The organism is Mesorhizobium sp. C268A (assembly GCF_040324475.1).
Lineage (GTDB): Bacteria > Pseudomonadota > Alphaproteobacteria > Rhizobiales > Rhizobiaceae > Mesorhizobium.
Map to the genome: position 1 here is coordinate 243365 of NZ_JAMYVX010000001.1, position 24450 is coordinate 267814.

The following is a 24450-nucleotide window of genomic DNA, read 5'->3' on the forward strand; positions in this document are numbered from 1 at the left end:
ACCTCGCTCAAACAGTGAGATGCGCTGGGATGCGCAAATGCCGGCGAACGACGTCGACGAAAAGCGGATCGCGCTTGGCGGCCCAGACGGCGGCGACATGGCCGATGGCCCAGATGGCGACGCCGACGAGCCAGAGACGCAGTCCCAGCCCCACGGCGCCCGCGAGCGTCCCGTTCATGATGGCAATGGCGCGCGGGGCGCCACCGAGCAGGATCGGCTCGGTCAGCGCCCGGTGCACGAGGACCGCATAACCCGGCACTGCGTAGTCCGGCATTGGGCCGCTCTGTTCGACAGCGCCCGCCATCAGACCAGCGCTCCGCCGCCGAACGAGAAGAACGACAGGAAGAAGCTCGACGCCGCGAAAGCGATGGACAGGCCGAACACGATCTGGATGAGCCGGCGGAAGCCGCCCGACGTGTCGCCGAAGGCGAGTGTCAGGCCGGTGACGATGATGATGATCACCGCCATGATCTTGGCAACCGGGCCTTCGATCGACTGGAGGATCTGTTGCAGCGGTTGTTCCCACGGCATCGACGAGCCGGAGGCATGGGCGGGCGCGGCCATCACCAGGATGAGCGTGGCACCCGTAACTGTCATGGCGAGACGATGGCGCGTGAGGCGCAGGCGTTGGATCATGGATTTTCTCCTTCAGGGTTTTGGACGAGCAAGGTCGGGCCCTCGTCGCCATCGAGGACGGCTGGCGCGACCCGGTAATCACTGTCCGGGCGCAGGCCATCGACACGGGCGAGTTCGGACAGCCGGCGCGCGGAACCGCGGCCGGAAAGGACGGCAACCAGGTCGATCGTTTCGGCGATCAGAGCGCGTGGAACCGTGACGACGGCTTCCTGGATGAGCTGTTCCATGCGGCGGAGCGCGCCAATGGCGCTGCCGGCGTGGATCGTGCCGAGGCCGCCGGGATGGCCGGTGCCCCAGGCCTTGAGCAGTTCGAGCGCCTCGGACCCGCGCACCTCGCCGACCGGGATGCGGTCGGGGCGCAGGCGCAACGATGAGCGGACAAGATCAGATAGAGACGCGACGCCGTCTTTCGTGCGCATTGCCACGAGATTTGGCGCGGCGCATTGCAGTTCGCGCGTATCCTCGATGATGACGACGCGATCGGCGGTCTTGGCCACTTCAGCGAGCAGCGCGTTGATCAGCGTGGTCTTGCCCGTGGAGGTGCCGCCTGCAACGAGAATGTTGGCGCGGTTGGCAACGCCCTGGCGCAGCGTGTCCGCCTGGCGCGCCGACATAATCCCGGCCGCGACATAGTCCTCAAGGGTGAAGATGGCGACGGCGGGCTTGCGGATCGCGAAGGCGGGCGCCGCGACGACGGGAGGAAGAAGCCCCTCGAAGCGCTCGCCCGTCTCGGGCAACTCCGCCGAGACGCGTGGGGCGCCGGCATGGACTTCGGCACCGACATGATGAGCGACGAGGCGAACGATGCGTTCGCCGTCCGCCGCCGACAGGCGCTCTCCTGTGTCGGACAAACCCTCGGACAGGCGATCGATCCACAAACGCCCATCGGGATTGAGCATCACCTCGACGATGCCGGCGTCGTCGAGATAGCGCGCGATCGCGGGTCCGAGCGCTGTGCGCAACATGCGTGCGCCGCGAGCCAGACCTTCTGAATTGTGAGGCGAAGCTGCCATCCTGTCCCCGTTTCGATCCGGGGAACATCGGCGGCCCCTGGACGGGGATGATTAAGAGAGCCGTATCTCGAGTGGTTTCAACACCTATGTCGAGGCGTAGTGACGTAGCGTGCAAATACAGGAGATTGGCGGTGCCGACGTAAACGGCGCAAGGCGGCCATTATTAGTTCTGCTTTAGGTACGGCGATTATATTATGGTCCTCGACAGGACGGGACCCGTAATCCACGTATTAGACTGCGCATGTCACGCCGTACAAAGGCGAATCCGCTGCGACAGCTGCGAGGGTTGCCCAGCGTCTCTTGATTTTGTACCCGGCCAAGATCGAAAACATGGAGCCTGATTATGGACGACTACGACAACGAAAAAGGCGCAAAGCCTGAAGACGTGCGCGCCTCGTTGAAGGGATGGGCTTGGTTTATTGCTCTGACGCTCGGGATCTTTGGTGCCGCCTACGCTTGGATTGAGGTCTAAGCGCGCGCCTTAGGTCCGGGGCTTAGAGAGCCGACGCTGGCGCGCTGCAACACCGTCGATAGCCTCGAAGTCGCTGCGAAGCCCAGCTGCGAAATTGTCGCCGTAGGTCTGACGAAGGGTGCCCACCTTCGTGCGTGCTTTTCGCTAATCCTACCGTCCTGTTGCGGTGGCGCCCATCCAAACCTGGACAATCAATTGTCCGCTCGTAGGCAAAGCTGTTTGATCAAGCGGCTTCAGCACGAGTTGACCGTCGAGGCTTGTGGCGAACCACCACGTCGACCTTGTAGTCGAGCCGGTCCAGACAGCGAACCAGCCTGTCTATTGAAAACTTCCCCGTGCGCCCGGTCGCGATCGCGGAGACGTCGGGCTGCTTCATTCCGAGCAGTTCAGCCGACTTCGCCTGGGTCAGGCGCCGGCGCTTGATAATGGCGCGGATCTCGCGGGCCAGCTTGGCCTTGAGCAATTCCTCTTCGGGATTGTCAAAGCCGAGGTCCGCAAACACGTTGCCGCTGCTCACTTCGGCGGTGATGTCTTCTGTCATGACTTTGTTCCTTTCCCATAGTTTTCGCGGTAGTGAGCCTCGGCCGCCTTCAATCGCACTGTCACGAGATCGATTTCGTGCTTGGGTGTCTCCCTGCCCTTCTTCGACTTCTTGTGGAAGCAATGAAGCACGTAGATCACCCCGGCAAAGCGCACGGCATAGACGGCCCGATAGGTATCTCCGTCGAAGTCGTCGACCACCTCGAGGACGCTGCGGCCCCCAAAGCCCTTCAGGGCCTTGACAGCCGGGTGCTCCTCACCATTCTGCGCGTCGTTGATTGCGACACCCATCAACCGGCGAACATCGACCGGAAACCCGCGCAGGTCGCCCTTCGACGACCCCATCCATACTGCGGGCTTTTGGTTTTTCATTCGCCCTCGCCTTATAGCATACAGACTATACTTTTCAACGAAGAATCCTGATCGAGGCTTGTAAAATCTCAGTCCGCCCGTCCATTTAGCCCACGGGCCTGCCGGGCTGGTTTGTGTCCAGGCCGCCATCGATATCCTCGGAGATTTCCTGTCGGAGCTTTGGACCTTTCGCCAGGCGCCGGCCGAGCGCTGTGACGAAGGCATCATAGCGCTCGCCAGCCTTGGCGTGGGCTGCCTGCGCCGCAGGCTCGGGCAACGCTGGTGTTGTCGCCAGCCAGAAGCGGACGAAAACAGCGAGCGTCTCCACGGCAATTGCGACATCGCGCTCCTGGCGTGTCATACGGCGATCGAGCTGGTCAAGCCGCTTGGTGATCGCCGCCTCCTGTCGCTCGGCGGCATCGGGTGAGAGGAACGACTCGATGGCCGCCTCAGCGACGAGCGACCGTGAAAAATCTCGTCGCGCCGCATGTTCGGCCAGCCTGCTCATGACCTTCGGATCGAGATAGACGGACAGGCGTTGTTTGCGGGGCGGCTTTACCATGGCAGCCTCACATATCCACGCCGTCGCCGGGGTCGAGTGACGCCTGCCGCGCAATGCCCTGCATCAGACGCGTCAGTCGACGGTTGCGGGCAGCCTCGTCTTCCACGTCGTCCAGGTGATCGATCTCGAATTCGTTCTCGGTCGAAGGCTTCACGACCTGATCGACGCGACTGAGCTCGGGTTGCCGACGACGCTCGGAATCAGTTGTGTCGTCATCCGTGGCCAACGGCGCCGACATGGCTTCAGCAATCTGCGGACGGGAAGGCAGCGGCAGTTTCGTCCAGTCGTCGGGCCTCCCCTCCTCCGCCGCCGCCTTCAGCACCGGCGGCGGCAGGATACGTTCCTGGAAGCGAGCATCCTCATGATAGCGCGCCTTTTTGGCGCGGATCGGCGGTGCACCCGCGACCATGACGATCTCGTCGGTCGCCGGCAGCTGCATGACTTCACCCGGCGTGAGCAGCGGGCGAGCCGTCTCCGAGCGGGAGACCATGAGATGACCGAGCCACGGCGACAGCCGGTGGCCGGCATAGTTCCTCATGGCCCTCATCTCGGTCGCTGTTCCCAGCGCGTCGGACACGCGCTTGGCGGTGCGCTCATCATTGGTGGCAAAGCTTACCCGGACATGGCAACTGTCCAGGATCGAGTTGTTGGCGCCGTACGCCCTCTCGATCTGGTTGAGGGATTGAGCGATCAGGAAGCTTTTCAGCCCGTAGCCGGCCATGAAGGCGAGCGCCGACTCGAAGAAGTCGAGGCGGCCAAGCGCCGGGAACTCGTCGAGCATCAAAAGCAGCCGGTGCCCTTTCGCCCTCACCTGCAGATCTTCCGTCAAGCGGCGACCGATCTGATTGAGGATCAGGCGAATGAGCGGCTTGGTCCGGTTGATGTCGGACGGCGGCACGACGAGGTAGAGTGTCGTTGGATGCTTGTCGTCGACGAGGTCGCTGATGCGCCAGTCGCAGCGGCGCGTGACCTCGGCCACGACAGGATCGCGATAAAGGCCAAGAAATGACATGGCGGTGGACAGCACGCCGGAGCGCTCGTTGTCTGATTTGTTCAACAGCTCTCGCGCGGCGCTGGCGATGACCGGGTGTGGACCCGCGTCACCCAGATGCGCAGTTTTCATCATCGCGGACAGCGTCGATTCGATCGGCCGCTTTGGATCGGAGAGGAAACCGGCCACGCCAGCAAGCGTCTTGTCCGGCTCGGCGTAGAGGACGTGCAGGATCGCGCCGACCAGCAGGGCATGGCTGGTTTTCTCCCAATGGTTTCGCCTCTCAAGCGAGCCTTCGGGATCGACCAGGATGTCGGCAATGTTTTGAACGTCTCGGACTTCCCATTCGCCGCGGCGCACCTCTAGCAGCGGGTTGTAGGATGAGGATTTCGGATTGGTTGGATCGAACAGCAGGACACGGCCATGCCTGGCGCGGAAGCCTGCGGTGAGCTGCCAGTTTTCGCCCTTGATATCGTGAACGACGGCGGAGCTCGGCCAGGTCAGCAGCGACGGGACGACCAGGCCGACACCCTTGCCCGAACGTGTGGGCGCAAAGCACAGCACATGCTCCGGTCCATCGTGGCGCAGATAGGCGCCGTCAAAGCGCCCAAGCACCACCCCATCGGAGCCGAGAAGGCCCGTTGCCTTGACCTCCTGCTTGTCGGCCCAGCGGGCGGAGCCGTAGGTCTCGACCTTCTTGGCCTCTCGAGCCCGCCAGACCGACATGCCGATGGCGACGGCGACGCAGGCGAAACCGCCGAAAGCCGCGATAAAGGCTCCCTCTACGAAGATCGACGGCGCGTAGGCATCGAAGCCATACCACCACCAGAAGAATGACGGCGGAAGGTAGAACGGAAAGCCCAGGACACGGAACCATGGCCTGCCCAGCTCGGGCTGGAATGCCAGGCGCCAGGCCACCCACTCCGTCGCGCCCCAGGTCGTGAACAGTACGATCATCAAGACGGCGAGGATCTGGCCCCAGAGAATTTTGGTGGCGGACATGCTGCAGTCCTTTCTTCAAATTGAGACTAGATGCCGAGGCCTCGCTTGCGGCCAAAACTCCAGTCGATGCCGTCGTCATTGCGAGCGACGCCAGAGACGTGGCTGCCAAGATGTTTTTCCAGGGACGGCGTCCAAGGCACCAGTTGGAAACCGAGGCCGTCATCGATCATGGCGAAGCGGCCGGAGGCGAGCGTGAAACGTTGCCGGTAGGAACCGGCCACAAACTCACCACTGCGAACGCGGTTGAACGGCTGGCCGGTTTCGGCCGAGAGCTTTTCGCCGAGCGCCTCCAACTCGCAGCGACGCAGCGTGTCTATCAGGTTGCGGGTGAAGGTTGTGCGTTGGCCATGCCGCTCGCCGAGGCCCCGTTGGACGAGGTGGTCGGCACGGAGCTGCATCGCCTGCCGCACCTCGGCGCCGAAGCCGCCTTCCGACAACGCAGTCGGTTCGCGGGCGATGTTCTGGCGATCGAGCCAGGTGGCGCCGGCGGCGGTAACCTGCCGCTCAATATCGAGATCGGAACGGACAGCGAGTGCTGCGCGCCCATGTCCCTGCGCGTCATGGAACTTGCGCAGCTCAACGATGGAACCCGGAGCGCTGTCGCCGGCGGCATCGAGATCGGACAGCTTGATGTGATGGGTGCGGCCGTCGGTGCCATCGATCACGGCGTAGGCACTGCCCTTCAACTCGTCATCGAGACCACGGTCGACCAGCCGACCGACGATTGGCGTGTCGAGGCGCTCCGCCGCGAGCACATAGGTCGCCGACCCGCGCTCGATGCCCTGTTCTGTCAGGGCGCGGTGCATCCGCTTGATGATGTCACCGCGTTCGCCAAGCTCGCGCAGCGTCGCCTCGGCCTTTTCGTCGATCCTCCATTGGCCTGGGCCGACCTGTTCGGCAAGGCCAAGCGTTTCGAGCTTGCGCGCCCGCCCGACCTTCAGCACGTGATACTCATCGGGCTGAGCGCTCGCCGGGGACGCAAGATCGACAACGCCTGTGTCGCGGCAATCGCGAACAAGCTGCCGGTCAAGCTGGGTCCAACGTTCGGCCTCGACCTGACGCTGCAGATTGCGGCGGATGTCGAGATCGGTGCGCGGGCCGAGCTCCTGGGTAACGAGGTCGGCGGCGCGGGCGCGCATTCCCTCCTTGATGTAATCGCGGGAGATCACGAGATCCTGCCCGTCATCAGTGCGGCCGCGCAGGATGATGTGAAGGTGCGGATTGTCGGTGTTCCAGTGATCGACGCCAGCCCAATCCAGTTTCGTGCCGAGGTCCTTTTCCATCTGACCCATCAGATCGCGGGCGAAGGATTTGAGGTCCGCCATGTCGACGGCATCTTCCGGCGAGACGATGAAACGGAAGTGGTGCCGATCATCGCCGCACCGCTCGGCAAAAGCACCGCCATCCACCTCCCCGTCCTCCGGCCCGAACAGCCTTGCCTTCTCCCCGTCCCGGGTGACGCCCTCGCGGCGCAGATAGGTGAGATGAGCGGCAAGCGGGGCGCCGCGCGCGTGATGGCGCACCAGCCGTGTCTTGATGATCACGGCTCGCGAGCGGCCGGTGAGGAGACGATTGGCGCGCACGCTCGCCGAGCGGCCACGCCCGAAGGTCGAGCGATTGCCCGGGCTGATCCGGCCGGAGCGAGAGATGCGGGCGCCGGCCTTCCGGGCGGCGGCAAGCGCCTGCGCGATGAAGGGCCTGGCGCGCTGGGCACTGGGCGAGCGGATGCGGCCGGGCCGGATGCGGAAACCATCCTCGTCAGTCATCGTGAAGATCCGCACATCGTCTCAAGGCACCGAAATCACAGGTGAAACGGTGTTCCGGCGAGGTGCGCCACTTGTTCGCACCTCGCGGAAATGCCACATAACCTCTTGAAACAGCACAACCGATCGACGCCGCACCTCGCGGCCTTTTATCTCGCCATCCTTCGGTTGTTCTGCACATTTTCCGCCTCCACCCACGCCATGGTGCGCTGGAGCTTGCGGTTGCGCAAAGACGCCCATGTGCGCTCATGGCTGTATCCCTTCGCCCGCTCGCGCCACGAAGAGGCCTTCGGACAGCGGCACGATGGCGGACACATCGCGCACGGTGGGCGCAGAGCTCGCGTCATTTGGTGGTCGCTCGGTTGGCACCCGAGCGACAGCTTGTTTGCGATCCGGCTGACCGACGAACAGCGAGCCGCGCTTCCAGGGAATGGCCTCGACAGACGTAACGGCGAAAGGGCGCATACCCTCGCTTTCACCGATCAGGGGCGCAAATGCGGCGACATAGGCGCGGGTCTCGGCCGGTAACGGACGCCCAGTGAGGTAGGCCTGGTAGCGTGCAGGTCCCGCATTGTAGGCGGCCAGAAATCCCGGAGAGCCGAAGCGATCGTGCAGTTCGCGCAGGTACGCCGTTCCAGCCAGGATGTTGTCCCGGGGATCGAATGGATCGCGGCCAAGCGACCAGCGGGCGCGCAGGTCATCCCATGTTCCGGGCATGATCTGCATCAAGCCGCGGGCGCCTGCGCTGGAGACGGCACGCATATCGCCCGCACTCTCCTTGCGCATGATGGCGCGGATCAGCGCGGTCGGGACGCCGAAGCGGTGCGAGGCTTCTGCGATATGCGCGCCGAACGGATCGCGTTGCGACGATCGTGTGAGAGGTGTTTCCTGCGCCACTGCCGCCGGCATGACGGTCGCGACGGACAGGCCGCAAAGGAGGAGCAGAGCCATGCGCCAGGCAGCGCGAAGCGGCCCGGGCGCACCGCGATGGCTCGTCGACGGACGGCGAGCGCGCATCGTTCAATCCTTCTCGCTACGGTCGCGCGGGCGCGCCCAGTGCAGCGACCAGGACGTCTTGTCGTCGCCATTGCGAAAGAGGTTGGCGCGTATCGGCTGCGCGAAGGTCGGGTCGTCGAGCTGGATCGAGACATAGTCTCCGGCCTTTTCGCTGGAGCGTTTCCAGCCGGCGCCGATCTCGGGGCCGTCCTCGCTTGCGGCGTGAATGCGGTAGTCAGGCGCATTCTCCGTTTCGCTCGCCTCTGCCGCCACAATGGCAATATCCAGGTTGAGGCTGAGCGTGTGGATGCGCCCGCTATAGCCAGTCTTCTGGCGCGTGAATTCTCCGATCTGTTGCATGTCAGGCTCCTGTTTTCGAGTCGTGCGGTGATGAAGACTGGCGCCACGACGCGCGCCGCTGGTCGCGCGCTCACCGCGTTGGCGCGCGCCATTCGAAGCGGCCGTTGCCGTCCTCGTCTGTCCACAGCGGAACGGCGCGGCCGATGATCCGTCTGGTGGAGAGGAGGCCGAAGTAGCGGCCGTCGAAGCTGTCGCGGACATGCCGGTTCATCAGGAAGACTTCGCCGCTCGCGATGCGGCGGCAGCCCTGCCAGACCGGCAGGTCACGACCGGCCCGGTCACGCGTCAACGCCATCCCCGCCTCGATACCATCGACCGTGATGGTGAGGTTCGAGCGACAGACCCGTTGCCCCGATACGCCAAGGATGCGCTTCAGGAGTGGCACGCCCCTCGGCAGATAGCCGCGATCGGCGAGGAACGCCGCGAGCGGCTCGGGCGCGTCGACGGCCACAAGATCGGCGACCTCGAAGGGTCCGTCGAAGTCGATCGTGTAGAAGCCGATCGGTGCGCTGGCTGACGCATTCCAGATGAGCTTCGCGGGCATCGAAGTGAGGCCGGGATAACCGACGCCCATGGTTGCGATAACGCTGGCTAAGATGATCCCGGCGCGCGTCACGGCTCAGTCCTCTTGCGCAGCAGGAAGGCACGATGTTGGTCGAGTGTGTAGCTGCGCGGCGCATTGCCGGCGGTTATCCGGTTGTGGATGTGCCGCCAATGATCAGGCGACACCAACTCAGGCTCGATGCCGAGGCGCTGGATGGCGTCAATCGCCTGCAGCACGCGTTCGACCTTGGGCCAGCTCTCGACCTTCAGCAGGATGTCGCCGCCGGGTCGCACGAAGGGCAGTGTCTGATAGGCTTCGCCAGACGCGACCGCACGCACGATGTCGATGCGTGAGATGATCGTTCCGAAGTCGTTCGCCGCCCATCGCACGAAGGCGAAGACCACGCCGGGACGATAGGACAGGATCCGCCGGCGACGATCGACGATCTGTTCCTGGGCGGGCGTGCCGAACCGTATCCAGTTCTCGATCCTCTTCTCGACCCAGGTCAGTTCGACATGGACGAGATTATCGGCAGCGTGGTGCGTGGCCGGGAATGCGCCGCGCGTGCGGGGAGCCGCAATGCCAGTCATTTCGGTTCTCCTGATGTGGTGGGAATTTCGCGCGCGAGCCTCGCGCGCAGCGTTTCGGCGACGATGACGTCGTTCTCGAAAGCGGCGATGCGTGCGCGCTCCTGAGTCGTCATGTCGGTGGTGGGGCGCACGACGAAGGTCGCGAACTGATTTCCCTTGCAGGCCAATTCACCGGCGAGATGCAGCGTCAAAGTTGCCTTCCCGACACGGCTCTTTCGATTTAGGGGTGCGGCGCTCATCGGGCGGCTCCCGAGCGCGGATCAAGCGGCGGAGTCGGACCTTCGGAAGCGCTGGTTGCCGTGATGCGACCGCCAGAAACCGTCGACGTGTTGGGGGTGTTGTTGGTGGTTACGCTGAGTGCGTGGCTGGCTCGCCGTACGAGCCTCTGCCCATCTTGCGCGCGCGCTTCAAAGTTAGAATCTGGGTTAGAGTCTAAGTTAAGGGCGCGATTTCGGCTTTGCTTTCCCAGGGTTAGGCGCCGTTTCGGTTCCTGATAGCACGAGCCTGCGGTTCCCGATGGCACGATAGGTCCGGTTCCCGATAGCACGAGGCCGTCCACAGGCCTTCCACAGGAGCCGATCCGCTCGAAGGCAAGCAGAACCCGGCCGCCAATCTCCACTTCCAGCGCAAGGGTGTAGCCGGGCAGCGGCTGGCGGCGGATGATGTCGCGCAGCTCGAAGGCAAAGCGCTTGTGGGGCGACAGGCTGCCGGATTTCTGGTGAAGGTGACGGAAGTCGAAGCGCCAGCCGTCGGGCTGGCGTCCGCCGTGCTTGCGCACCAGCCGATAGAGCCAGCGCTCCAGCCCGCCAGTCAGGTCGAAATAAGCGCGGTCGATCGTCAGCACGAGCGCGTCATCGAGGACTGCCTGGTAGAACCAGTCGGGGACGATCAACTCGATCCCCGCGGGTTTGCCATGGCGATCGATGCGCTCCTGCCACTCATTGATCCATGAGAAGCGGTGACGCCGGCCTTCGGCGGGCTGACGAATCGTCGTCGAGACGGTGGTCGACTGCAGCCGGTCAAGCCCCGCCTTCAGGCGCTGATAGTCGCGCAGGCTCTTGCCGCGGCCGACGAAGGTGAGAATCTCATAGGGTGTGGCGGCCATCAGGCGCGAGGTGCGAAGGCCCGCGTCGCGCGCCTCGACGATCTGGCTTGCGGCCCAGATCAGGATGTCGGCGTCCCAGATGGTCGCCATGCCATGATCGGGCACGGCTTCGACCCGGATCGTGACGTTGCCGGCCGCAAAATCGATCGGGGTGATGCGATGCGTCTTGGAAAGGGAGAAGAACGGATAGGCCATGAGATCCTGCGCGTCTCGTGGGGCGAAGTCGCCAGGCAGCGCCCGGAACAGGTCGAGCTGCCCGCGCTCCGAAAGGGATTGGTTTCGAGCCACCATTGGAAATCCGCGCGCGGTCAGCGTGCGTATCGTCCGCCGTGCGTCGGCGGCGTCGGCGTGTGACGCTTGGCCGGCAGGACCGACCCCCGCGGATCGGATGTAGACGTGACAGCGCCGCGTTCGGCCCACGCCTGAAGATCGTCGACGGCATAGACGACACGGCCGCCGAGCTTGCGGTAGGAAGGACCAGTGCCATAGGTCCGGTGCTTTTCGAGCGTGCGGGCGGACAGGCTGAGGAAATCCGCGGCCTCCTTGGTGCGCAGGAAGCGCGGCGGCAAAACGGCGATATCGGGTCGCATGGGTCGAACCTCCGTGGGGTCTTGGGCAGCCGCTGGCGTTCAGCGGTGGGCGGAGACCACGGTGGCGGAGAGTAAGCTTCGTCAGGGATGGGGAAGTTGAGGGGGGCTAAAACTCCACCCCTTTTGCGCGGCCAGACCCGCTAGGATCGGCGGCGATGACGCAGGATTTGCAAATAGCCACCGCCGATCATGGCGGTGGCACCTTCGACCAGGCCGATCACCGCGTCGCGCAGTGCGGAAGTTTTCCAGGGATCGGCAGCGACGCGCTTAGACCCGTAAAGGGCGACGGCAATGTCGCGGTAGCTCGCGCCATTCGAATGGCCGTCAGCGGCCTGCATCATCAGACGAAAGCGGCGGCGCTGCTGCGGGGTCATCCGCGTGTCCGAAGGTTTGGGGCGCCCCTGCAACGAACGCCAGAAACGGGTGAGTGCTTCGATCCGTCCCAATGTTTCTGCGTCCAAGGGGATCAGCGCCGCCAGGTGACCGTGCGGGTCACTGCCGGGCAGAAGGAGAAGTTGGGTGACGACACCTGCACTATGGACAGTGTGGCGTCCTTCCGGGCTGTCGTGGACCACGCCCAGGCCGGTCAACGGCGCCGATCGCAAGGACGACAGGAATTCCGGCGCCGGCACGAGAGAAACCACAGCTGGATCGACGTCAGGCGACCACAGAACGTCTTGCGCCAAGGCGGACAAATCCGGCGTGGCCGGGAAATCGCAACCCCCACTGCCGCTGTGCCTCAGGGTGGAAGGGTGCTTTTTCGGATCTTGTGGTAAGGAGCGCTTGGTAGTGCCGTTGATAGGGTTGGTGACGCCGCAGACACTCCCAGGCGAGCCCTTCGATAGGTAATGTATCAAAATAATCATAGCTGGCATTGTCTCGCCAATGCGACGTATCCGGCCTCATCCAAGAGCTCCTCGCAAACAACGCGTAGACCCCGCCTCCAAACGATTCCGGGTTGTAGCGATTGGCGGAAGACCCTTGCCGGGCATCGGGTGATGCCACTTCGGCATCACCCGCGAACCACAGGCGCTGTGGTGCTAGTTGCCGGGTCGACGCAAGAGATGACGGTAGCCTGCACGCGCCATCCAGCGCGCTCGCGCCAGATGGCTGTCGTGGATGCGCCGGGCGCGTTGTGGCTCCTTCGTCAGATCAATGCCGAAGAGGATTTCGACCACCTCGCGCCAGTCCGCGCCGTCGTCGGCGGCGTCAAGCAGGCGCACATAGAGCTTGACGTGTTCCCGATCGTATTCGGTGAGTTCGTCACTGGTCGGCGCGGTTTCGTCAAACGGCTCGATCATCGCTTGCCTCGTCTTCACAGTGAAAGCCTGCATTTTATAGAAACAACAGCGCCGATGGAGGACGGTTGATAAGCATCAGGCGATGCGGTTTCGGCATCGCTCTCGGCTTGAGTGAATCGAACCGGACGTCCGCGGAAGAAGGCCCCGGCCTTCCGGCCGGGGCCTGCGCGGGTCCTTAGTCACCCCGCCGCGCGTTCGGGCGGGACCAGATGAGCGAGAAACCCTCCCCTTCCTCGTCGTCGAAGAGGTTGGCGTAGATCGGGGCGTTGAAGCTCGGATCGTCGAGCTTGAGACCCAGGTAATCGCGGCCTTCGTTGGAGGTCTTCGACCAGGCGGCGCCGATCTCGGCGCGGCCGACCAGCACCCGGTGGCTGGGAGCGTTCTCGCCGGTGGCGCGTGTGTCTGGGACGATGCGCACGTTCTTGGCTTGGACGCTGAGGGTGACGATGTCCCCGGTGAATTCGTTCGAGGCGGTCTTCTTGAAGGTGCCGATGGTAGCCATTGTAAGTCTCCGTTTTCTGTTCCCGAGCCCGCACCATGCGGCCTCGATGGCGATCGGGTGGCCGAAGGCGACCGACGACGCATCGCTTGCGACCGGAGCAACGCGGAGGACGGCGCAGGAACGACTTTCTTGTCTCGCGAGGAATGGCGGCGCTCGGGGTCCCCATGCGCTTGCGGCATGGGGTGGGAGCCGGCAGGGGAAGAAAGTCGAGATGCGCCGTTGCGGCCTAGGCGGTCGAGGCTTCAGCCGTCGTTCGGCCAGATCAGCCCATTGAAGAGGCCGTTTGGAGCGCTCTTGGGACAGATTGGGAACGGAGACGTTGGCGTGCAACGCGCCTCCGGCAGATCGCTACAGGCTTCACCGGCATCGCCCACGCATTCCAGGCACAGATTCCGCGCACCTGCAACGCCGCCGCCACCGCGCGCGCTGCCGTCCTGCTACCGACTTGTCGGTCTGCCATGGGCATCGACCAAAGAAAGTCCAAGTCCCAGACGGGGCCGCGCCGGCACGTGGCCGTTGCTCGATCCTGGCATGGAACCCGATTGCTCCAACCACCGATAATGAGGAGGCTAGGCCTTCGTCGGTCTGGTCCACCTGCGCCGCCCGCGGGGGTCTAGGCTCGAACCACGTCCCTGCCGGATTGGTCGGCTGACGTCATGCCCGCGACCCGCAGATATGCCGTGACGCCGACGGCGGTCGCGCCAATGACGGAGAAGACGACCTGCCAGGTTTCCGAAGGCATCATGTGCTTCGCGATGCCATGGGTGGCATGGTAGCCGGCAACCATCGCAGGCGCGACGAAGACAAGCGTGATCGCCAGCTTCGCCCACATGGAGCTGATAACGCCGAGGAGGATTTGGCCGACGCCGAGCGTCAACCCGGCTGCCAGGATGCCGACGAGGATCGCGCCAAGCCAGCCGGCGCCGGTGTTGAATGCCCACGTAACTGCGCTGACCCCTGCGAACAACGGAAGGGCGAAGATAGCAAGCGTGAAGAGCAACCAGCACAGGATGCCGATGGCCGCGATACAAACGAACATGCCGAGGATGATCATGGTGGTGTCTCCGAGAATAGCTCTGGCGATTGCGCCTTCCACCACCACCGCAACGCCGCGCAGAGCATAGCAACGAAAAGCACCGGCGAGATGCCAAAGCTCTGTTTCGCCAGCGGCAATGTTAGCCCCGTCCTGGGGCGAACGGTCGATTTCGCCGATGATGGCGGTGTCGTCGCCGTCATACTCGTTCGCCGGCACGACCGAGAGAGTGCCGTCGCCGGCACGAAAGATGACGATGGCGACCATGAGGGTGGCGGCGAGGCTGAAGGCGAAGGCATGCGCGTCGGCGAGGGACATCGATCCGGCTCCTGTTTGAAGCGGAGGACCCTCCCCCGCTGACAGGCGCCCGATGTGTTCGGCGGATGGCCGCAATCACCGCGAAGGCGAAGCCGGAGCGGCGGCACGCTTCGCGTAGTCCGACCCCTTGCGGGTTGATGGCGTCAGGCCGTCGGCTGGACCAAGGATCAGCGCAATGGATCGCGGGGGTGGGGTCATCTTCAAGTCAGGAGCAGCGGCGTCGTTAGCGCGACGCTTATGTTCCATGAGAGTCTGAGCAAGCCGCCGCGCGATGTGGCGGGCGTCGAGCGATAAACCGGACGGCCATGAACGCGCTGGGTCCCGTTGGAAGCCGCCACGCTGAAAATGAGGATGAAGCTGGGCGATGACGCTGTGCAGTTGCGGTGGCAGGCCCAATCCAGCTCTCTCGGCGTAACGAGCGGCCTTGCCGAGATCGTGCCCGATATGGCGGCGATTCCAGCGATCGTCGGTCGCTGTTCTGAGAAGATGCGACTTCAGGAGCAATTCAATGGCGATGGCGATGGCGTGAAGGGCCGCATTGCGCCTGCCCAGATCCGCCGCCCGGTCAGCGCCATCGAGGCACACTGCGGCATTGCGCAAGAAGGTGTCGGCCAGCGCGATGTCCGGTGAAGCTATCGGGAAAGGATAAGAGCGACGGCTTGAAGAATGCCGTGCCTCCCCTGCTAATTTATAGGGGGGGTAAGTTCCGAAGGCGCATCGACCAGCGTCCGATATAGGCTGTCAACTTCTTCGTCGATCTCTTCGCGCCTGATCCCGAGCGCCTTAGCGTCGGCGTACAATTTGTGTGTGTACTCACTTATCGAAACCGTGTCGGCCTTCGCCGTTTCGGGGAGATTGTTGCCGATCCCAGCGATCGAGGAAATTGATACCGCGTGTACTCATGGAGCCTTAAGCTCCATTAAGCGCTTAGGTTCCGGCTGTTCGGTGGCGAGGTCATAGACTAGGCTGTTCGCAGCCGCCGAAGTAGCTTTTGACCTTCAATCAGGCCGCACGTCGGCCCAATCACTATGAATTGGCTTCGCACCAAAAATCCATGTGTGAGATGTAAGGCAAGAACCCCCATCGGAGTCCGTGAGTTCGACCTGGAGGATGATACCACCCCCGAACAGGCGTCATCGATCATACAGAAAGATGACGCACGACAGTCGCCAGTGATCGGGACCGACGAGACCGCGAAACAGATAGTCGCTCTGCTTCAGCGCGTCTCTCGCTGATTTCGTCAAGTTGCTCGCTTCGGGGGAGCTTCCAATCCTAGACGAGAAGACTGATCGCCAGCGAAAGCGACGGCATCTGCTTCATATTCGAATGCTCGGGAATACGTTTCACCGTTCCTCCCTATGATGCGAACAACCCACTCGCCCAACGAATGGCGGATCTCTAAGAAGAGGGAAGACGAAGGCGGCGGCCGGTACGTGACGCTGTGCAATGCCCTCGGGAGGCCTGTCCCGCCAAAATCGGCACCATCGGAGGAATGAACTTCACGCATGCACTGACTCCCGAGACCGCGAGTCAATTAGCGCGTGCTTAATTAGTTCCAGAACGTTTTAACGAATCGTTGACCGCGCTGTCCCATTATAGGACGGCGCGGTCAAACCCCAACCTTGGCTGCGCAGGCGGCTTCGGCATTGAGTTCCACCCCGAACTGTCGGAGCCGCCACCCACATTTCACAATTTACCAGCAATGGTTGAATCAACCGTTACTGCACGTGCTTTCAATGGCGCTTCCCTGATCGTTAGACTTTGACGGAACAAACAGGGGATTCACAGGTTCGGCGTTCGAGACTCGACCGATGGAAGCGATCTTCGATGACATCGCCAACGCCCTCAGAGCGCCCCGCCAAGACGTGTGGCGCCCTGTCCGGCGCCTTCGCCATCGATATGGTCGGCGAACTCAACTCCCCACGTACGCCGCGTCCTGGCTGCGTCAAGGAAGCTCTTGGAACAGATGGCCGAACGCGAAGACCCCCCGCCGCCAAGTTGAGGCGGCTTCTATGGAAATCCGCTCATCTGACGCCAGAGCAGCGCTGGCAGGTCCATCAACCGGCTACCCTCAGAAGCAGTGCGACACCGACTCCATAAGGGATGAACACAGCCGCCAACGCGACCCAGATGCCCGGATCGGCGAGCACGTGCATTTCCTTGCGAAGCTGTTCCAGACCAACGGCAAAAGGCCGGCTGTGTTCCCAAACCGGAAAAGGCCGGCGCACACATGCGGTCGACGGGCATTAGGTTCCATTGCTAGATCACAAGCAAGCGCGCTTACCTGCAGCGGAACCTGACAGCCATACGACCGTTATTCGAAAGGACAACGAAAGGAGATCGCCATCATGGACTGGAATCGCGTCGAAGGAAATTGGAAGCAATTCAAAGGTAAGGTCAAGGAGCAGTGGGGCAAGCTCACTGATGATGATCTCGACCGCATAGCCGGCAACCGCGATCAGCTCGAAGGTACGATCCAGGAACGCTACGGCATTGAGAAGGATCGCGTGCGGCGAGACGTCGACGACTGGTATGGTCGACAAGACTCGTATTAGGACGGTGCGCCGTTCGGATCGACCTTGTCGGCTTCCAGCCGCGTTGATCTCCACAATGGAGATTGTAGAAATGTCCATCCACAAAGAAGACTATCGAACGAACAAGGCTGACTACCTGATAGCGAAAAGGCCAGATCTGGTTGAGAAGACCAAGCCGAAAAAGAAGACGTTGCGGCGTGACGATCAGCGTTCCGCAAAGTTATTGGAAAACCCCGCCGCGTTACCCGAGAGGCCGGCATCACGCCGTTAGAAATCGCAGAAGGTCAAGAGGAACATTTAAGCGATATTGAATGTTCGACTGTTTATGGACAGCCGAACCGTACTCTCAGCAGATCAATCCAGAGCAGCACGAGCCCTACTGAACTGGTCGCGTGTGCGACTTGCCGCAAAGGCAGATCTTAGCGAAATGGCCATCAGCGATCTTGAGAACGGATTCAGGAAATCGCGTCCCCACAACATCGCGGCGATCCGCAAAGCGTTTGAAGACGCCGGAATCGTCTTCACCGTCGAAGGCACTCCATCGCTCGCCCGCTCAGAAGGTGGCAGCGGCCTCGCCACCGACAATAGACAGTGGCGCCGGCGGAAGAGAAAATAATAAGGGCGAAAAGCCTACTCAGGAGCGTCTTAGGCTCGGAACTCATACCGGAAGGCTCGCAATGCGGAGCGCTGATTTACGGCTTTGAAGATTGCCGATCTCGTCGACCAAGGTCAGGCCGCTCAATCTGCGATCGAACTCTATGGGCTTGAAGCGCCGACCGCCGTGGCGCACTGCGCTTTGGAGGCACATTTCGACGGCCGACCAAATGACTTCCGCTTTTGGTGCGATGTCTTTCACCAACTGAGAAGACCAAACTGACGGAACTTTTGCCGCGGAATCGTGTTCGTTCGAGCATGACCAGAATAGCAGCCCTTGGCCCACGCATCCCCGGCAAACCACATTCGCCGGCAGACGGACAAGACCGTTTCGACCTTTGGCCCGATATGCGGCCAGCGGGTTGACCGCCGCGACTTCCGTCAAGTGATGTGGCACGAGCAACCAGATCACGAGCCGCTTGAATGGACGCTTAGAGCAGTTCAGATTTTGACTGAATCTGCGGGATTCCCGTGAGAGTGGTTTTGTGATTCAAGATGCTGGCTGGATCGGAGGCCAGCATCAGATGACGGCTCCCCCTCAACGTCCGCAGGAATTTGGAGGATCAGCTGCGCCAAAGCCAGAAAATGGAGGCGGTGGGGCAACTCACGGGCGGTATCGCGCACGACTTCAACAACATGTTGGGAGTTGTCATCTCAGGACTCAACTTGATCCAGCGGCGCGTCGACCGCGGCGAGCCCGGCGTGCACCAACTGATCGCAGCCGCGACCGAGGGTGCCCACAAAGCTGCCATGCTGACGCAAAGGCTACTGGCTTTTTCCCGGCAGCAGCCGCTTTCCCCTGAATCCCTCGACGTCGGCCGGATGGTGCAGGATATGTCGGAGCTTTTGCGCCGGACCCTGGGCGAGCACGTAACACTCAATACGGTCGTGCAATCCGATGACGGTGCAGTGCTCGCTGATCCCAGCCAACTCGAAAATGTCCTCGTAAATCTGGCGGTCAACGCTCGCGATGCCATGCCGGAGGGCGGAACCCTGACAATCGAAACCTCTGCACTCCTGGTCGACCAGTCGGTTGCTGCAGATCATGGCATTTCCCCCGGCCCCTACGTCCTTATTGCGGTGAGGGACACGGGCTCGGGTATGAGCGCGGAGGTTCTGGAAAGAGCCTTCGAGCCGTTTTTTACCACCAAAGGTGTCGGCAAGGGAACCGGCCTTGGGCTGAGTCAGGTGTTTGGCTTCGTCAAGCAGTCCGGTGGCTATGTCAAAATCGATTCAAAACTGGGGGTGGGGACTACCATCAGCATCTGGTTGCCAAGGCACAATGGTCCCGCCGATGGAGCACGGCGGGCGAACAGCCAAGACGTTGCCAATGGCAAGCCAGAGGAATTGATCCTCGTCGTCGAGGACGAGGCGAGTGTAAGACAACTGACAATGCAAATGCTCGAGGATCTCGACTATTCGGTGATTTCTGCTGAGAATGGGGTTGAAGGCCTGCGCATTCTTGAGGATCGAGGAGACGTTTCCTTGCTGCTGACGGATGTTGTCATGCCCGGAATGAACGGTCGGGAATTTGCGGATGCTGCCGTTGAATTGCGGCCTGACTTGAGGGTGCTCTTTACGTCCGGTTACGCACGTGATGCCATAGTTCGCAATGGGATCATCGATCCAAACGTTCAACTCCTGCAGAAACCCGCTACCCTCCAAGCTCTCGCCCAGAAAGTCAGATTGGTTCTGGATAACTAGCCATTCGGCAACCGGCCGTTCCGGTTTTCAGGCAAGAGGGTAGCGCGCTCGACCTGTCATATTAGACGCAAAGCGGTCATTGAGCTCTATTGAGAGCTTCGGGTCACCACGAGCGTCCGCGGTGATGCCGCCGACATTTCTCCTCGGGTCTCTACCGACGTGGTCGCGGGTGCAACAATCTGTTGCACAACTCTGCTATCTGTCCCGCCAATGCCTGACCCTCAACTTGCTCACCCCTGAATAAGTCATCGCTCGCTGTCACGGCCAGGTAAGCGACGGGACTCTTCGAACGGGCGCGTTGCATGCGGATCAGGCCATCGTTCCTCAAGATCAGCAAAGCAATCATCTATCCCAGCGGCGAGTGGATCGCTGGGACAAATCGATCGTGGTCGTCTGCAAACAAAGACGCGAACTGCCGCGGGAGAAGAAGACGGCACGGCCAGAGTAAGCAGAGAGGCGGTTCATTCGCCCGAGAGGCGTGGGTTAGAGAAATATGCGTGCGAATCCGTGCTCGATCGGGGCGTCACAGTTTTCATACATAACTAACCCGCTCGATACCCTTTGCGAACGCAGCGTCACGTCTAATCAGAATGGCTTTGAAGAGCGTGACTTGAGCATCTCTGTCGCGGGTGTTTTGGGGGTTAAATCCGCCCTTCCCTACGGTTGTGTGCGTCAAGTTCTGCAAAATGGGCGATCATGAAACTGGTCATGCGGCTTGGCGTAGAGCGAGCTTCTTGTGCTCGCGCAGATCATCCATGTTGATATAGCGGTTGGCCTCCATCCAGTTTTCATTGGTTTCGACGGCCAGCTGACCAGGCGCAGGCGCAGGCAGCTTTCGGCGTTCGGGAAGATGCGCACGACATAGGTGCGCCGGCGGATTTCCTCGTTGAGCCGTTCAAGCATGTTGGTGGACTTGAGGTGCTTGTGATGCTGACGCGGCAGCCGGAAGAAAGTCAGCGTCTGTTCTATGGCTTCTTCCGCCCAGGTGGTCAGCCGCGGGTAGCGGGCGGACCATTTGGACAGCCATGCGGCAAGATCAGCCCTGGCCTCTGCGAGATCGCGCCGGTCGTAGAGCCAGCGCAATTCCTGCAGGCAGTCGTCGCCGTGCTTCCTCGGCAGATGATCGAGCGCGTTCCTGAGGAAGTGCACGTAGCAGCGTTGCCAGGCGGCTTCGGGGATCACCTCGCCGATCGCCGCGACCAGGCCGGCGTGATCGTCGGACACAACCAACTCGACGCCCTTGAGGCCGCGCGCCTTGAGGCCGACGAGGAAGTCCCTCCAGGCCGAGCGGCTCTCGCGATTGGCCATCTCCACGGCCAGGATCTGGCGCCTTCCGTCCCAGTCGATACCGACCGCGATCAGCACCGCCTGGCTCATGACAACACCGGCTTCACGCACCTTCTCGTAGCGCGCATCGAGGATGAGGTAAGGAAACGGCTCCTGAGGTCGTTCGGCAAACGCCTTCAGGCTCTCGTCCAAGCGCTTGTTGATGGCCGAGATCGACGAAGCCGAGAAGGCATGACCGCACAGCTCTTCCGTGATCGCCTTGACCTTGCGGGTCGACACGCCCTGGACATACATCTCCGCAAGCGTTGCCACCAAGGCCCGCTCCGAACGCTGGTAGCGCTCGAACAGCTCGGTGGAGAAGTGACCCGCCCGGTCCTGTGGAACCCGCAGCTCAAGCTTGCCCACCCGGGTGACCAGGGTGCGGCCGTAGTAACCCGAGCGATAGCCAAGGCGCTCAGGCGTGCGTTCGCCCTTCGAAGCACCCAGCGCCTCCTCCATCTCGGCCTCGAGAACCTCCTGCATTACCGCACGGATCACTTCGTGCAGCCCCTCCGGGTTCGAAAGCAGAATGTCTTTGACGGCAGCGCTGGTCGATTTACCTTCTGTCTTGGTCATGGTGGCGTTCCTTCCAGGGAATCGGTGACGTTGAACATCACCAGCCTGCCATGACCGCCCTCTCTCAGCGAATTGCAGAACTCTCAGCACACTACCTTCCCTACTCGCAATGCGACGCGCGCTTCACGCCCTGCCTGTGATCGGTATGACTGAGATGGGGCCGCAAGCGGACCGTCAGCTTCGCGGTGAAAATCCTCAGAAAGCGGCCAGCATGTAGTCGTCGCACGGCTGAAAGAGAGGCGTGACGGGCGAGGAATAGGTCTGGTTTCACCTGATCACCTACGCAGGCAGTTCGACGATCATTGAGCGGCGAGAACGCGGCCCGAGGCAGGAGCTTTGAGCGTCCGATTTTTCACGATCGACCTTCAGGCTCGTCGAGCGCATCGTCTCGACGTTACTGCCGAAACCGAGCCTCCATGCCGGCGCCCTGGGGAGGCAAGACAGCCAGCAACTGGACGGCTCGGGGATTTAGCACCGTTCACCCAGAGCTTTTTGTCGAGATGCAGGCGTATCCGCTGGCTTTCTGCGAAGGACAGCGCAAACGATTCAGGCCGAATGAGCGTGTAATTTCCTGGTCGGTCTCTATGATGCGGACGACCCTACCCATTCGCCACTGGCTCCGACTACTTCCACGCAAGGCGTGGCCCTGCGAATTGGCACCACCTTGCCCATCACATCCTCCCTACGAAACGCAATGGGAAGTCGATTTAAGACCGTCGTAGTCGGTAGTTCAATAACTAATGCTTGCTCGGAATCGGACGAGCCATCCTGGATGGGCAGTACGAAGGCTGGTTGAATGGCTAACTTGTCATGCCACCTCGGTCAGGCGAACCTTCGGGGACCTCCCGTGATATAGCCTATGCTTCAGGTTGTTGGCATTCAGGATGGCTGCCAGCTCTTCAGCATACTCCATGTCGGGAAGGTCGACAGAAGGGTGGCCCACCATAATAGCCGGCTGCCCGGTGAACACGTCGAACACCGTCCACGTCCCATCCGGTTCCCGCCTTACCTCGTACCGCAGAGTTGCCATGAGGGGATCACATAGGTCGCCGTTTAGGGGTGGGAGTATTTGGTCCACGGTGACGCCGGGCCACCTGAAAGCACCGAGACAGTCGGCGCTTAGTAACGCGCCCGCCCACCCGACATGTCGAATACCGCGCCGGTATTGAAGTTGCTGGCGTCCGAGCACAGCCAGGCCACCATGTGGGCAACTTCTTCGACCCGGCCGAGCCGGTTCATTGGACTATCGGCGATCATTGTCTCGACAGCTGCGACCCCGAGGTTTCGGATCATGTCAGTATCGATTGGCCCAGGAGCGACGCAGTTCACGCGTATGTTTGTATTGGCAACCTCACGCCCAAGCGCCTTTGTGAAGACTACGATACCTGCGCTGGAGGCTGAATAGGCGGCAAGGTTGGCAAGTCCTTCCTTGCCCGCCAAAGAGCCCATATTGACAATGCGGCCAACACCCCATTTTCGCATGTGGGGCAAAACCAACTGCGTCACTTGCATCGTGCCGATCAGATTGGTTTCGATGATGCTTCGCCAGTCTGCAGGTTCGTGTTGGTCAAACGGGTGAAGGGTTCCTAGATAACCGGCGTTGTTAACCAGAACGTCTATACGCAGGCCACGATCGACGATCATGTTGATCGCATGGGTTACCTGATCGCGGCTGGTAATATCGACCTTCGTAGACACCACACCCTTCAGTTCGATCTGATCTCGATCCCACACGTGCACTGAAGCACCCGACGCTACAAGGCGCTCTACGATTGCCTTGCCGATACTCTTTGCTCCGCCGGTTACGACGGCTGTCTTGCCAATGAGGTCATATGATACCGGCACAAAGCCCCCATTCATGTGTGTTCACACGGGATAAGTTTAGCAGGATCGCATATTTTCGCCAGCGGCCAGATGGTCTGGGGGGCGCCGGAGCCAGCTATGACCTGATCGGTAGCGAGCTCCAGATCGTACACAGCTTCGCCTTGCGGCGCCGCCTGGCGCTTTTCGTCACCTTTTCCTGTTCAGATGCCTCTTGGCAGGTCAAGGGGGCTAGACGATGTTGTTCTTTGTCCCGCTCTCCTGCGGCGACACGCCATTGCCCAGTTTGAAAGAACCAAAGAGACAATCAGGACAGGCCGGCGATATTTCGATGAAGGGCTTTCGCCATTAGTTAGCGCAGGCTAATATGCGTTCTTCGCGGTCAGAGAGCCGCCTGCATGTTGGGCAGAGATGCTTTAGCACCTGATACAATCGTGCCAGCCGCGATGCCTATCCCAATTTGCCTTGGCGTCTTCCCCGACGGGCTCTGGCTAGAAGCATTCCAAACCGATCAGGATATCCGTGCCTATTGGAGAGGCTATGCCCTTGCGGGCACGGTGTGCGCCGTTTTGCTGATCATCGAGCTTGTGACAATTCACCTGCTGCTCTGACGTAGCAGCGCTGTCTTGATGGCGCTATCGCTGTAGCGGTCGGACCGCTCTAGTGCGCCTTCTCCGCCTCCATCGTTGAGCAGTCAATTTCAGCTCGAGCGGGCTGGACGAGGGGAGCGCGGGCGCATGACCGTGGTGCCTACATTCGTCGTGACCACGCAGCCCACCTCATATCGGCCGACCACCACGCTTCCGCTTGCATAAGCCTCGGCGCGAATTCGATCTTGCAGCGTTTCGGGACCGAGTTCTGAAGCTGCGATAACGCCCATCTGCTCCATGACCGGAGCCATGGTCGCTGCGAGATTGGAGATCAGATCAATGCCGCTCATACTGTCTGATCCACCTCCGGCGAGAGCACTTACCGCCTGGCCCCGGCCGGCGTTTCGTTCGATTGGAAGCACCGGCGCAATGTCGCCGCGGACTAGCGTCCGTCATCTGCCCTGCCGTATGCATTCGGGGTAATGCCACCAACTGCGGTCCATGGTATGGTCCCGAGCGCACGCAGTGGCGCCTGATAAACAATCAGGAGTGAACGGGAGTGGCGGCCATTGAGGC

31 protein-coding genes and 2 pseudogenes are annotated in these 24450 nt (G+C 61.7%); 7 read left to right on the forward strand and 26 right to left on the reverse strand.

The window, feature by feature from the left end:
* Positions 1 to 7 precede the first annotated feature (7 nt).
* From NKL06_RS01205 to trbB, 3 genes are read right to left on the reverse strand one after another with little or no spacing between them, the layout of a single operon-like run.
* Positions 8 to 304 carry a VirB3 family type IV secretion system protein gene (locus NKL06_RS01205; protein WP_023694928.1) on the reverse strand — a complete coding sequence of 99 codons (297 nt, stop codon included), beginning with the start codon at positions 302 to 304 and terminating at the stop codon, positions 8 to 10.
* Positions 304 to 636, reverse strand: a complete 333-nt coding sequence (locus NKL06_RS01210; RefSeq protein WP_023694927.1) for a TrbC/VirB2 family type IV secretion system protein — start codon at positions 634 to 636, stop codon at positions 304 to 306. The genes NKL06_RS01205 and NKL06_RS01210 overlap by 1 nt, the downstream gene beginning before the upstream one ends.
* Positions 633 to 1649 (reverse strand): P-type conjugative transfer ATPase TrbB, encoded by a 1017-nt coding sequence (gene trbB, locus NKL06_RS01215; RefSeq protein ID WP_031198906.1) that lies wholly within the window; start codon positions 1647 to 1649, stop codon positions 633 to 635. Before trbB ends, NKL06_RS01210 begins: the two co-directional genes overlap by 4 nt.
* A gap of 343 nt (positions 1650 to 1992) precedes the next feature.
* Between trbB and NKL06_RS01220 the strand changes: the two genes are divergently transcribed.
* Positions 1993 to 2121: a hypothetical protein gene (locus NKL06_RS01220; RefSeq protein ID WP_023694925.1), complete on the forward strand. Its 129-nt coding sequence runs from the start codon at positions 1993 to 1995 to the stop codon at positions 2119 to 2121.
* Between the two features lie 223 nt (positions 2122 to 2344).
* Here NKL06_RS01220 and NKL06_RS01225 read toward each other — a convergent pair whose 3' ends face one another.
* The 17 genes from NKL06_RS01225 to NKL06_RS32650 form a co-directional block, all read right to left on the reverse strand.
* Positions 2345 to 2662 (reverse strand): helix-turn-helix domain-containing protein, encoded by a 318-nt coding sequence (locus tag NKL06_RS01225; protein WP_006338687.1) that lies wholly within the window; start codon positions 2660 to 2662, stop codon positions 2345 to 2347.
* Positions 2659 to 3006: a type II toxin-antitoxin system RelE/ParE family toxin gene (locus tag NKL06_RS01230; RefSeq protein ID WP_031198907.1), complete on the reverse strand. Its 348-nt coding sequence runs from the start codon at positions 3004 to 3006 to the stop codon at positions 2659 to 2661. The genes NKL06_RS01225 and NKL06_RS01230 overlap by 4 nt, the downstream gene beginning before the upstream one ends.
* Before the next feature lie 112 nt (positions 3007 to 3118).
* Complete coding sequence (locus NKL06_RS01235) at positions 3119 to 3574, reverse strand: ribbon-helix-helix domain-containing protein (protein ID WP_023694923.1); 456 nt, start codon at positions 3572 to 3574, stop codon at positions 3119 to 3121.
* A 7-nt stretch (positions 3575 to 3581) separates the two neighbouring features.
* Positions 3582 to 5567, reverse strand: a complete 1986-nt coding sequence (locus NKL06_RS01240; RefSeq protein WP_023694922.1) for a conjugal transfer protein TraG — start codon at positions 5565 to 5567, stop codon at positions 3582 to 3584.
* A 26-nt stretch (positions 5568 to 5593) separates the two neighbouring features.
* The gene (locus NKL06_RS01245; RefSeq protein WP_023697513.1) at positions 5594 to 7333 is read right to left on the reverse strand and encodes a relaxase/mobilization nuclease domain-containing protein; all 1740 of its coding nucleotides are present in this window, start codon (positions 7331 to 7333) and stop codon (positions 5594 to 5596) included.
* Positions 7334 to 7576: 243 nt separating this feature from the next.
* Positions 7577 to 8347 carry a lytic transglycosylase domain-containing protein gene (locus tag NKL06_RS01250; RefSeq protein ID WP_031210807.1) on the reverse strand — a complete coding sequence of 257 codons (771 nt, stop codon included), beginning with the start codon at positions 8345 to 8347 and terminating at the stop codon, positions 7577 to 7579.
* Between the two features lie 3 nt (positions 8348 to 8350).
* Positions 8351 to 8686, reverse strand: a complete 336-nt coding sequence (locus NKL06_RS01255) for a DUF736 domain-containing protein (RefSeq protein ID WP_023690469.1) — start codon at positions 8684 to 8686, stop codon at positions 8351 to 8353.
* A gap of 70 nt (positions 8687 to 8756) precedes the next feature.
* Positions 8757 to 9302, reverse strand: a complete 546-nt coding sequence (locus NKL06_RS01260) for a S26 family signal peptidase (protein ID WP_023697510.1) — start codon at positions 9300 to 9302, stop codon at positions 8757 to 8759.
* Positions 9299 to 9820, reverse strand: a complete 522-nt coding sequence (locus tag NKL06_RS01265; protein WP_023673524.1) for a DUF2840 domain-containing protein — start codon at positions 9818 to 9820, stop codon at positions 9299 to 9301. Before NKL06_RS01265 ends, NKL06_RS01260 begins: the two co-directional genes overlap by 4 nt.
* Positions 9817 to 10059: a hypothetical protein gene (locus tag NKL06_RS01270; RefSeq protein WP_156936056.1), complete on the reverse strand. Its 243-nt coding sequence runs from the start codon at positions 10057 to 10059 to the stop codon at positions 9817 to 9819. The genes NKL06_RS01265 and NKL06_RS01270 overlap by 4 nt, the downstream gene beginning before the upstream one ends.
* A complete protein-coding gene (locus NKL06_RS01275; protein WP_023690467.1) occupies positions 10056 to 11216 on the reverse strand; it encodes a replication initiator protein A in 1161 nt (386 codons plus the stop codon). The genes NKL06_RS01270 and NKL06_RS01275 overlap by 4 nt, the downstream gene beginning before the upstream one ends.
* A gap of 17 nt (positions 11217 to 11233) precedes the next feature.
* Positions 11234 to 11515 (reverse strand): helix-turn-helix transcriptional regulator, encoded by a 282-nt coding sequence (locus NKL06_RS01280; protein ID WP_023690466.1) that lies wholly within the window; start codon positions 11513 to 11515, stop codon positions 11234 to 11236.
* A 140-nt stretch (positions 11516 to 11655) separates the two neighbouring features.
* Positions 11656 to 12210 (reverse strand): DUF2285 domain-containing protein, encoded by a 555-nt coding sequence (locus tag NKL06_RS01285; RefSeq protein WP_023697509.1) that lies wholly within the window; start codon positions 12208 to 12210, stop codon positions 11656 to 11658.
* Complete coding sequence (locus NKL06_RS01290; protein ID WP_084013101.1) at positions 12173 to 12421, reverse strand: transcriptional regulator domain-containing protein; 249 nt, start codon at positions 12419 to 12421, stop codon at positions 12173 to 12175. The genes NKL06_RS01285 and NKL06_RS01290 overlap by 38 nt, the downstream gene beginning before the upstream one ends.
* Positions 12422 to 12555: 134 nt before the next feature.
* On the reverse strand, positions 12556 to 12816 hold the full coding sequence (locus tag NKL06_RS01295; protein WP_023673529.1) for a DNA -binding domain-containing protein: 261 nt from the start codon (positions 12814 to 12816) through the stop codon (positions 12556 to 12558).
* Positions 12817 to 12991: 175 nt separating this feature from the next.
* Complete coding sequence (locus tag NKL06_RS01300; RefSeq protein ID WP_023673530.1) at positions 12992 to 13318, reverse strand: DUF736 domain-containing protein; 327 nt, start codon at positions 13316 to 13318, stop codon at positions 12992 to 12994.
* Between the two features lie 613 nt (positions 13319 to 13931).
* Positions 13932 to 14618, reverse strand: coding sequence for a hypothetical protein (locus tag NKL06_RS32650; protein ID WP_502903718.1), 687 nt, complete (start codon positions 14616 to 14618; stop codon positions 13932 to 13934).
* 402 nt (positions 14619 to 15020) lie between these two features.
* Between NKL06_RS32650 and NKL06_RS01310 the strand changes: the two genes are divergently transcribed.
* On the forward strand, positions 15021 to 15299 hold the full coding sequence (locus tag NKL06_RS01310) for a hypothetical protein (RefSeq protein ID WP_023694917.1): 279 nt from the start codon (positions 15021 to 15023) through the stop codon (positions 15297 to 15299).
* Positions 15300 to 15352: 53 nt separating this feature from the next.
* Here NKL06_RS01310 and NKL06_RS01315 read toward each other — a convergent pair.
* Positions 15353 to 15572: pseudogene (locus NKL06_RS01315) on the reverse strand (DUF768 domain-containing protein).
* A 1445-nt stretch (positions 15573 to 17017) separates the two neighbouring features.
* On the opposite strand from NKL06_RS01315, the gene NKL06_RS01320 reads away from it, so the two are divergent.
* From NKL06_RS01320 to NKL06_RS01330, 3 genes are all read left to right on the forward strand, one after another.
* Positions 17018 to 17224: a CsbD family protein gene (locus NKL06_RS01320; protein WP_023690464.1), complete on the forward strand. Its 207-nt coding sequence runs from the start codon at positions 17018 to 17020 to the stop codon at positions 17222 to 17224.
* Positions 17225 to 17294: 70 nt separating this feature from the next.
* Positions 17295 to 17474, forward strand: coding sequence for a hypothetical protein (locus NKL06_RS01325; protein WP_023697507.1), 180 nt, complete (start codon positions 17295 to 17297; stop codon positions 17472 to 17474).
* Between the two features lie 54 nt (positions 17475 to 17528).
* Positions 17529 to 17819, forward strand: a complete 291-nt coding sequence (locus NKL06_RS01330; RefSeq protein WP_352581168.1) for a helix-turn-helix domain-containing protein — start codon at positions 17529 to 17531, stop codon at positions 17817 to 17819.
* A 42-nt stretch (positions 17820 to 17861) separates the two neighbouring features.
* On the opposite strand, the gene NKL06_RS01335 is transcribed toward NKL06_RS01330, so the two are convergent.
* Positions 17862 to 18269 (reverse strand): hypothetical protein, encoded by a 408-nt coding sequence (locus tag NKL06_RS01335; RefSeq protein WP_352580032.1) that lies wholly within the window; start codon positions 18267 to 18269, stop codon positions 17862 to 17864.
* A gap of 143 nt (positions 18270 to 18412) precedes the next feature.
* Between NKL06_RS01335 and NKL06_RS01340 the strand changes: the two genes are divergently transcribed.
* Positions 18413 to 19561, forward strand: a complete 1149-nt coding sequence (locus NKL06_RS01340; RefSeq protein ID WP_023690463.1) for an ATP-binding protein — start codon at positions 18413 to 18415, stop codon at positions 19559 to 19561.
* Between the two features lie 706 nt (positions 19562 to 20267).
* Here the strand turns inward: NKL06_RS01340 and NKL06_RS01345 are convergent.
* The 3 genes and pseudogenes from NKL06_RS01345 to NKL06_RS01355 form a co-directional block, all read right to left on the reverse strand.
* Positions 20268 to 21463: pseudogene (locus NKL06_RS01345) on the reverse strand (IS256 family transposase).
* Positions 21464 to 22271: 808 nt separating this feature from the next.
* On the reverse strand, positions 22272 to 22442 hold the full coding sequence (locus tag NKL06_RS01350) for a hypothetical protein (protein WP_245262835.1): 171 nt from the start codon (positions 22440 to 22442) through the stop codon (positions 22272 to 22274).
* Between the two features lie 140 nt (positions 22443 to 22582).
* Entirely contained in the window at positions 22583 to 23323 is a 741-nt protein-coding gene (locus NKL06_RS01355; RefSeq protein ID WP_023673881.1) for an SDR family NAD(P)-dependent oxidoreductase, read from the reverse strand.
* A 359-nt stretch (positions 23324 to 23682) separates the two neighbouring features.
* Here NKL06_RS01355 and NKL06_RS01360 point away from each other — a divergent pair, with 359 nt between their 5' ends.
* Complete coding sequence (locus NKL06_RS01360) at positions 23683 to 23895, forward strand: hypothetical protein (protein ID WP_023695016.1); 213 nt, start codon at positions 23683 to 23685, stop codon at positions 23893 to 23895.
* An 89-nt stretch (positions 23896 to 23984) separates the two neighbouring features.
* On the opposite strand, the gene NKL06_RS01365 is transcribed toward NKL06_RS01360, so the two are convergent.
* Positions 23985 to 24224, reverse strand: coding sequence for a hypothetical protein (locus NKL06_RS01365; protein ID WP_023695015.1), 240 nt, complete (start codon positions 24222 to 24224; stop codon positions 23985 to 23987).
* Positions 24225 to 24450 lie beyond the last annotated feature (226 nt).

Coding starts and splice junctions, on each gene's coding strand:
- NKL06_RS01210 (WP_023694927.1), bottom strand. CDS start 636: ATGATCCAACGCCTGCGCCTCACGCGCCATCGTCTCGCCATGACAGTT.
- NKL06_RS01365 (WP_023695015.1), bottom strand. CDS start 24,224: ATGAGCGGCATTGATCTGATCTCCAATCTCGCAGCGACCATGGCTCCG.
- NKL06_RS01235 (WP_023694923.1), bottom strand. CDS start 3,574: ATGGTAAAGCCGCCCCGCAAACAACGCCTGTCCGTCTATCTCGATCCG.
- NKL06_RS01225 (WP_006338687.1), bottom strand. CDS start 2,662: ATGACAGAAGACATCACCGCCGAAGTGAGCAGCGGCAACGTGTTTGCG.
- NKL06_RS01325 (WP_023697507.1), top strand. CDS start 17,295: ATGTCCATCCACAAAGAAGACTATCGAACGAACAAGGCTGACTACCTG.
- NKL06_RS01205 (WP_023694928.1), bottom strand. CDS start 304: ATGGCGGGCGCTGTCGAACAGAGCGGCCCAATGCCGGACTACGCAGTG.
- NKL06_RS01355 (WP_023673881.1), bottom strand. CDS start 23,323: ATGAATGGGGGCTTTGTGCCGGTATCATATGACCTCATTGGCAAGACA.
- NKL06_RS01255 (WP_023690469.1), bottom strand. CDS start 8,686: ATGCAACAGATCGGAGAATTCACGCGCCAGAAGACTGGCTATAGCGGG.
- trbB (WP_031198906.1), bottom strand. CDS start 1,649: ATGGCAGCTTCGCCTCACAATTCAGAAGGTCTGGCTCGCGGCGCACGC.
- NKL06_RS01290 (WP_084013101.1), bottom strand. CDS start 12,421: ATGAGGCCGGATACGTCGCATTGGCGAGACAATGCCAGCTATGATTAT.
- NKL06_RS32650 (WP_502903718.1), bottom strand. CDS start 14,618: ATGGTCGCCATCGTCATCTTTCGTGCCGGCGACGGCACTCTCTCGGTC.
- NKL06_RS01280 (WP_023690466.1), bottom strand. CDS start 11,515: ATGCGACCCGATATCGCCGTTTTGCCGCCGCGCTTCCTGCGCACCAAG.
- NKL06_RS01300 (WP_023673530.1), bottom strand. CDS start 13,318: ATGGCTACCATCGGCACCTTCAAGAAGACCGCCTCGAACGAATTCACC.
- NKL06_RS01270 (WP_156936056.1), bottom strand. CDS start 10,059: ATGAGCGCCGCACCCCTAAATCGAAAGAGCCGTGTCGGGAAGGCAACT.
- NKL06_RS01230 (WP_031198907.1), bottom strand. CDS start 3,006: ATGGGGTCGTCGAAGGGCGACCTGCGCGGGTTTCCGGTCGATGTTCGC.
- NKL06_RS01360 (WP_023695016.1), top strand. CDS start 23,683: ATGTTGGGCAGAGATGCTTTAGCACCTGATACAATCGTGCCAGCCGCG.
- NKL06_RS01220 (WP_023694925.1), top strand. CDS start 1,993: ATGGACGACTACGACAACGAAAAAGGCGCAAAGCCTGAAGACGTGCGC.
- NKL06_RS01265 (WP_023673524.1), bottom strand. CDS start 9,820: ATGACTGGCATTGCGGCTCCCCGCACGCGCGGCGCATTCCCGGCCACG.
- NKL06_RS01275 (WP_023690467.1), bottom strand. CDS start 11,216: ATGGTGGCTCGAAACCAATCCCTTTCGGAGCGCGGGCAGCTCGACCTG.
- NKL06_RS01245 (WP_023697513.1), bottom strand. CDS start 7,333: ATGACTGACGAGGATGGTTTCCGCATCCGGCCCGGCCGCATCCGCTCG.
- NKL06_RS01240 (WP_023694922.1), bottom strand. CDS start 5,567: ATGTCCGCCACCAAAATTCTCTGGGGCCAGATCCTCGCCGTCTTGATG.
- NKL06_RS01250 (WP_031210807.1), bottom strand. CDS start 8,347: ATGCGCGCTCGCCGTCCGTCGACGAGCCATCGCGGTGCGCCCGGGCCG.
- NKL06_RS01320 (WP_023690464.1), top strand. CDS start 17,018: ATGGACTGGAATCGCGTCGAAGGAAATTGGAAGCAATTCAAAGGTAAG.
- NKL06_RS01295 (WP_023673529.1), bottom strand. CDS start 12,816: ATGATCGAGCCGTTTGACGAAACCGCGCCGACCAGTGACGAACTCACC.
- NKL06_RS01310 (WP_023694917.1), top strand. CDS start 15,021: ATGAAGCTGGGCGATGACGCTGTGCAGTTGCGGTGGCAGGCCCAATCC.
- NKL06_RS01330 (WP_352581168.1), top strand. CDS start 17,529: ATGGACAGCCGAACCGTACTCTCAGCAGATCAATCCAGAGCAGCACGA.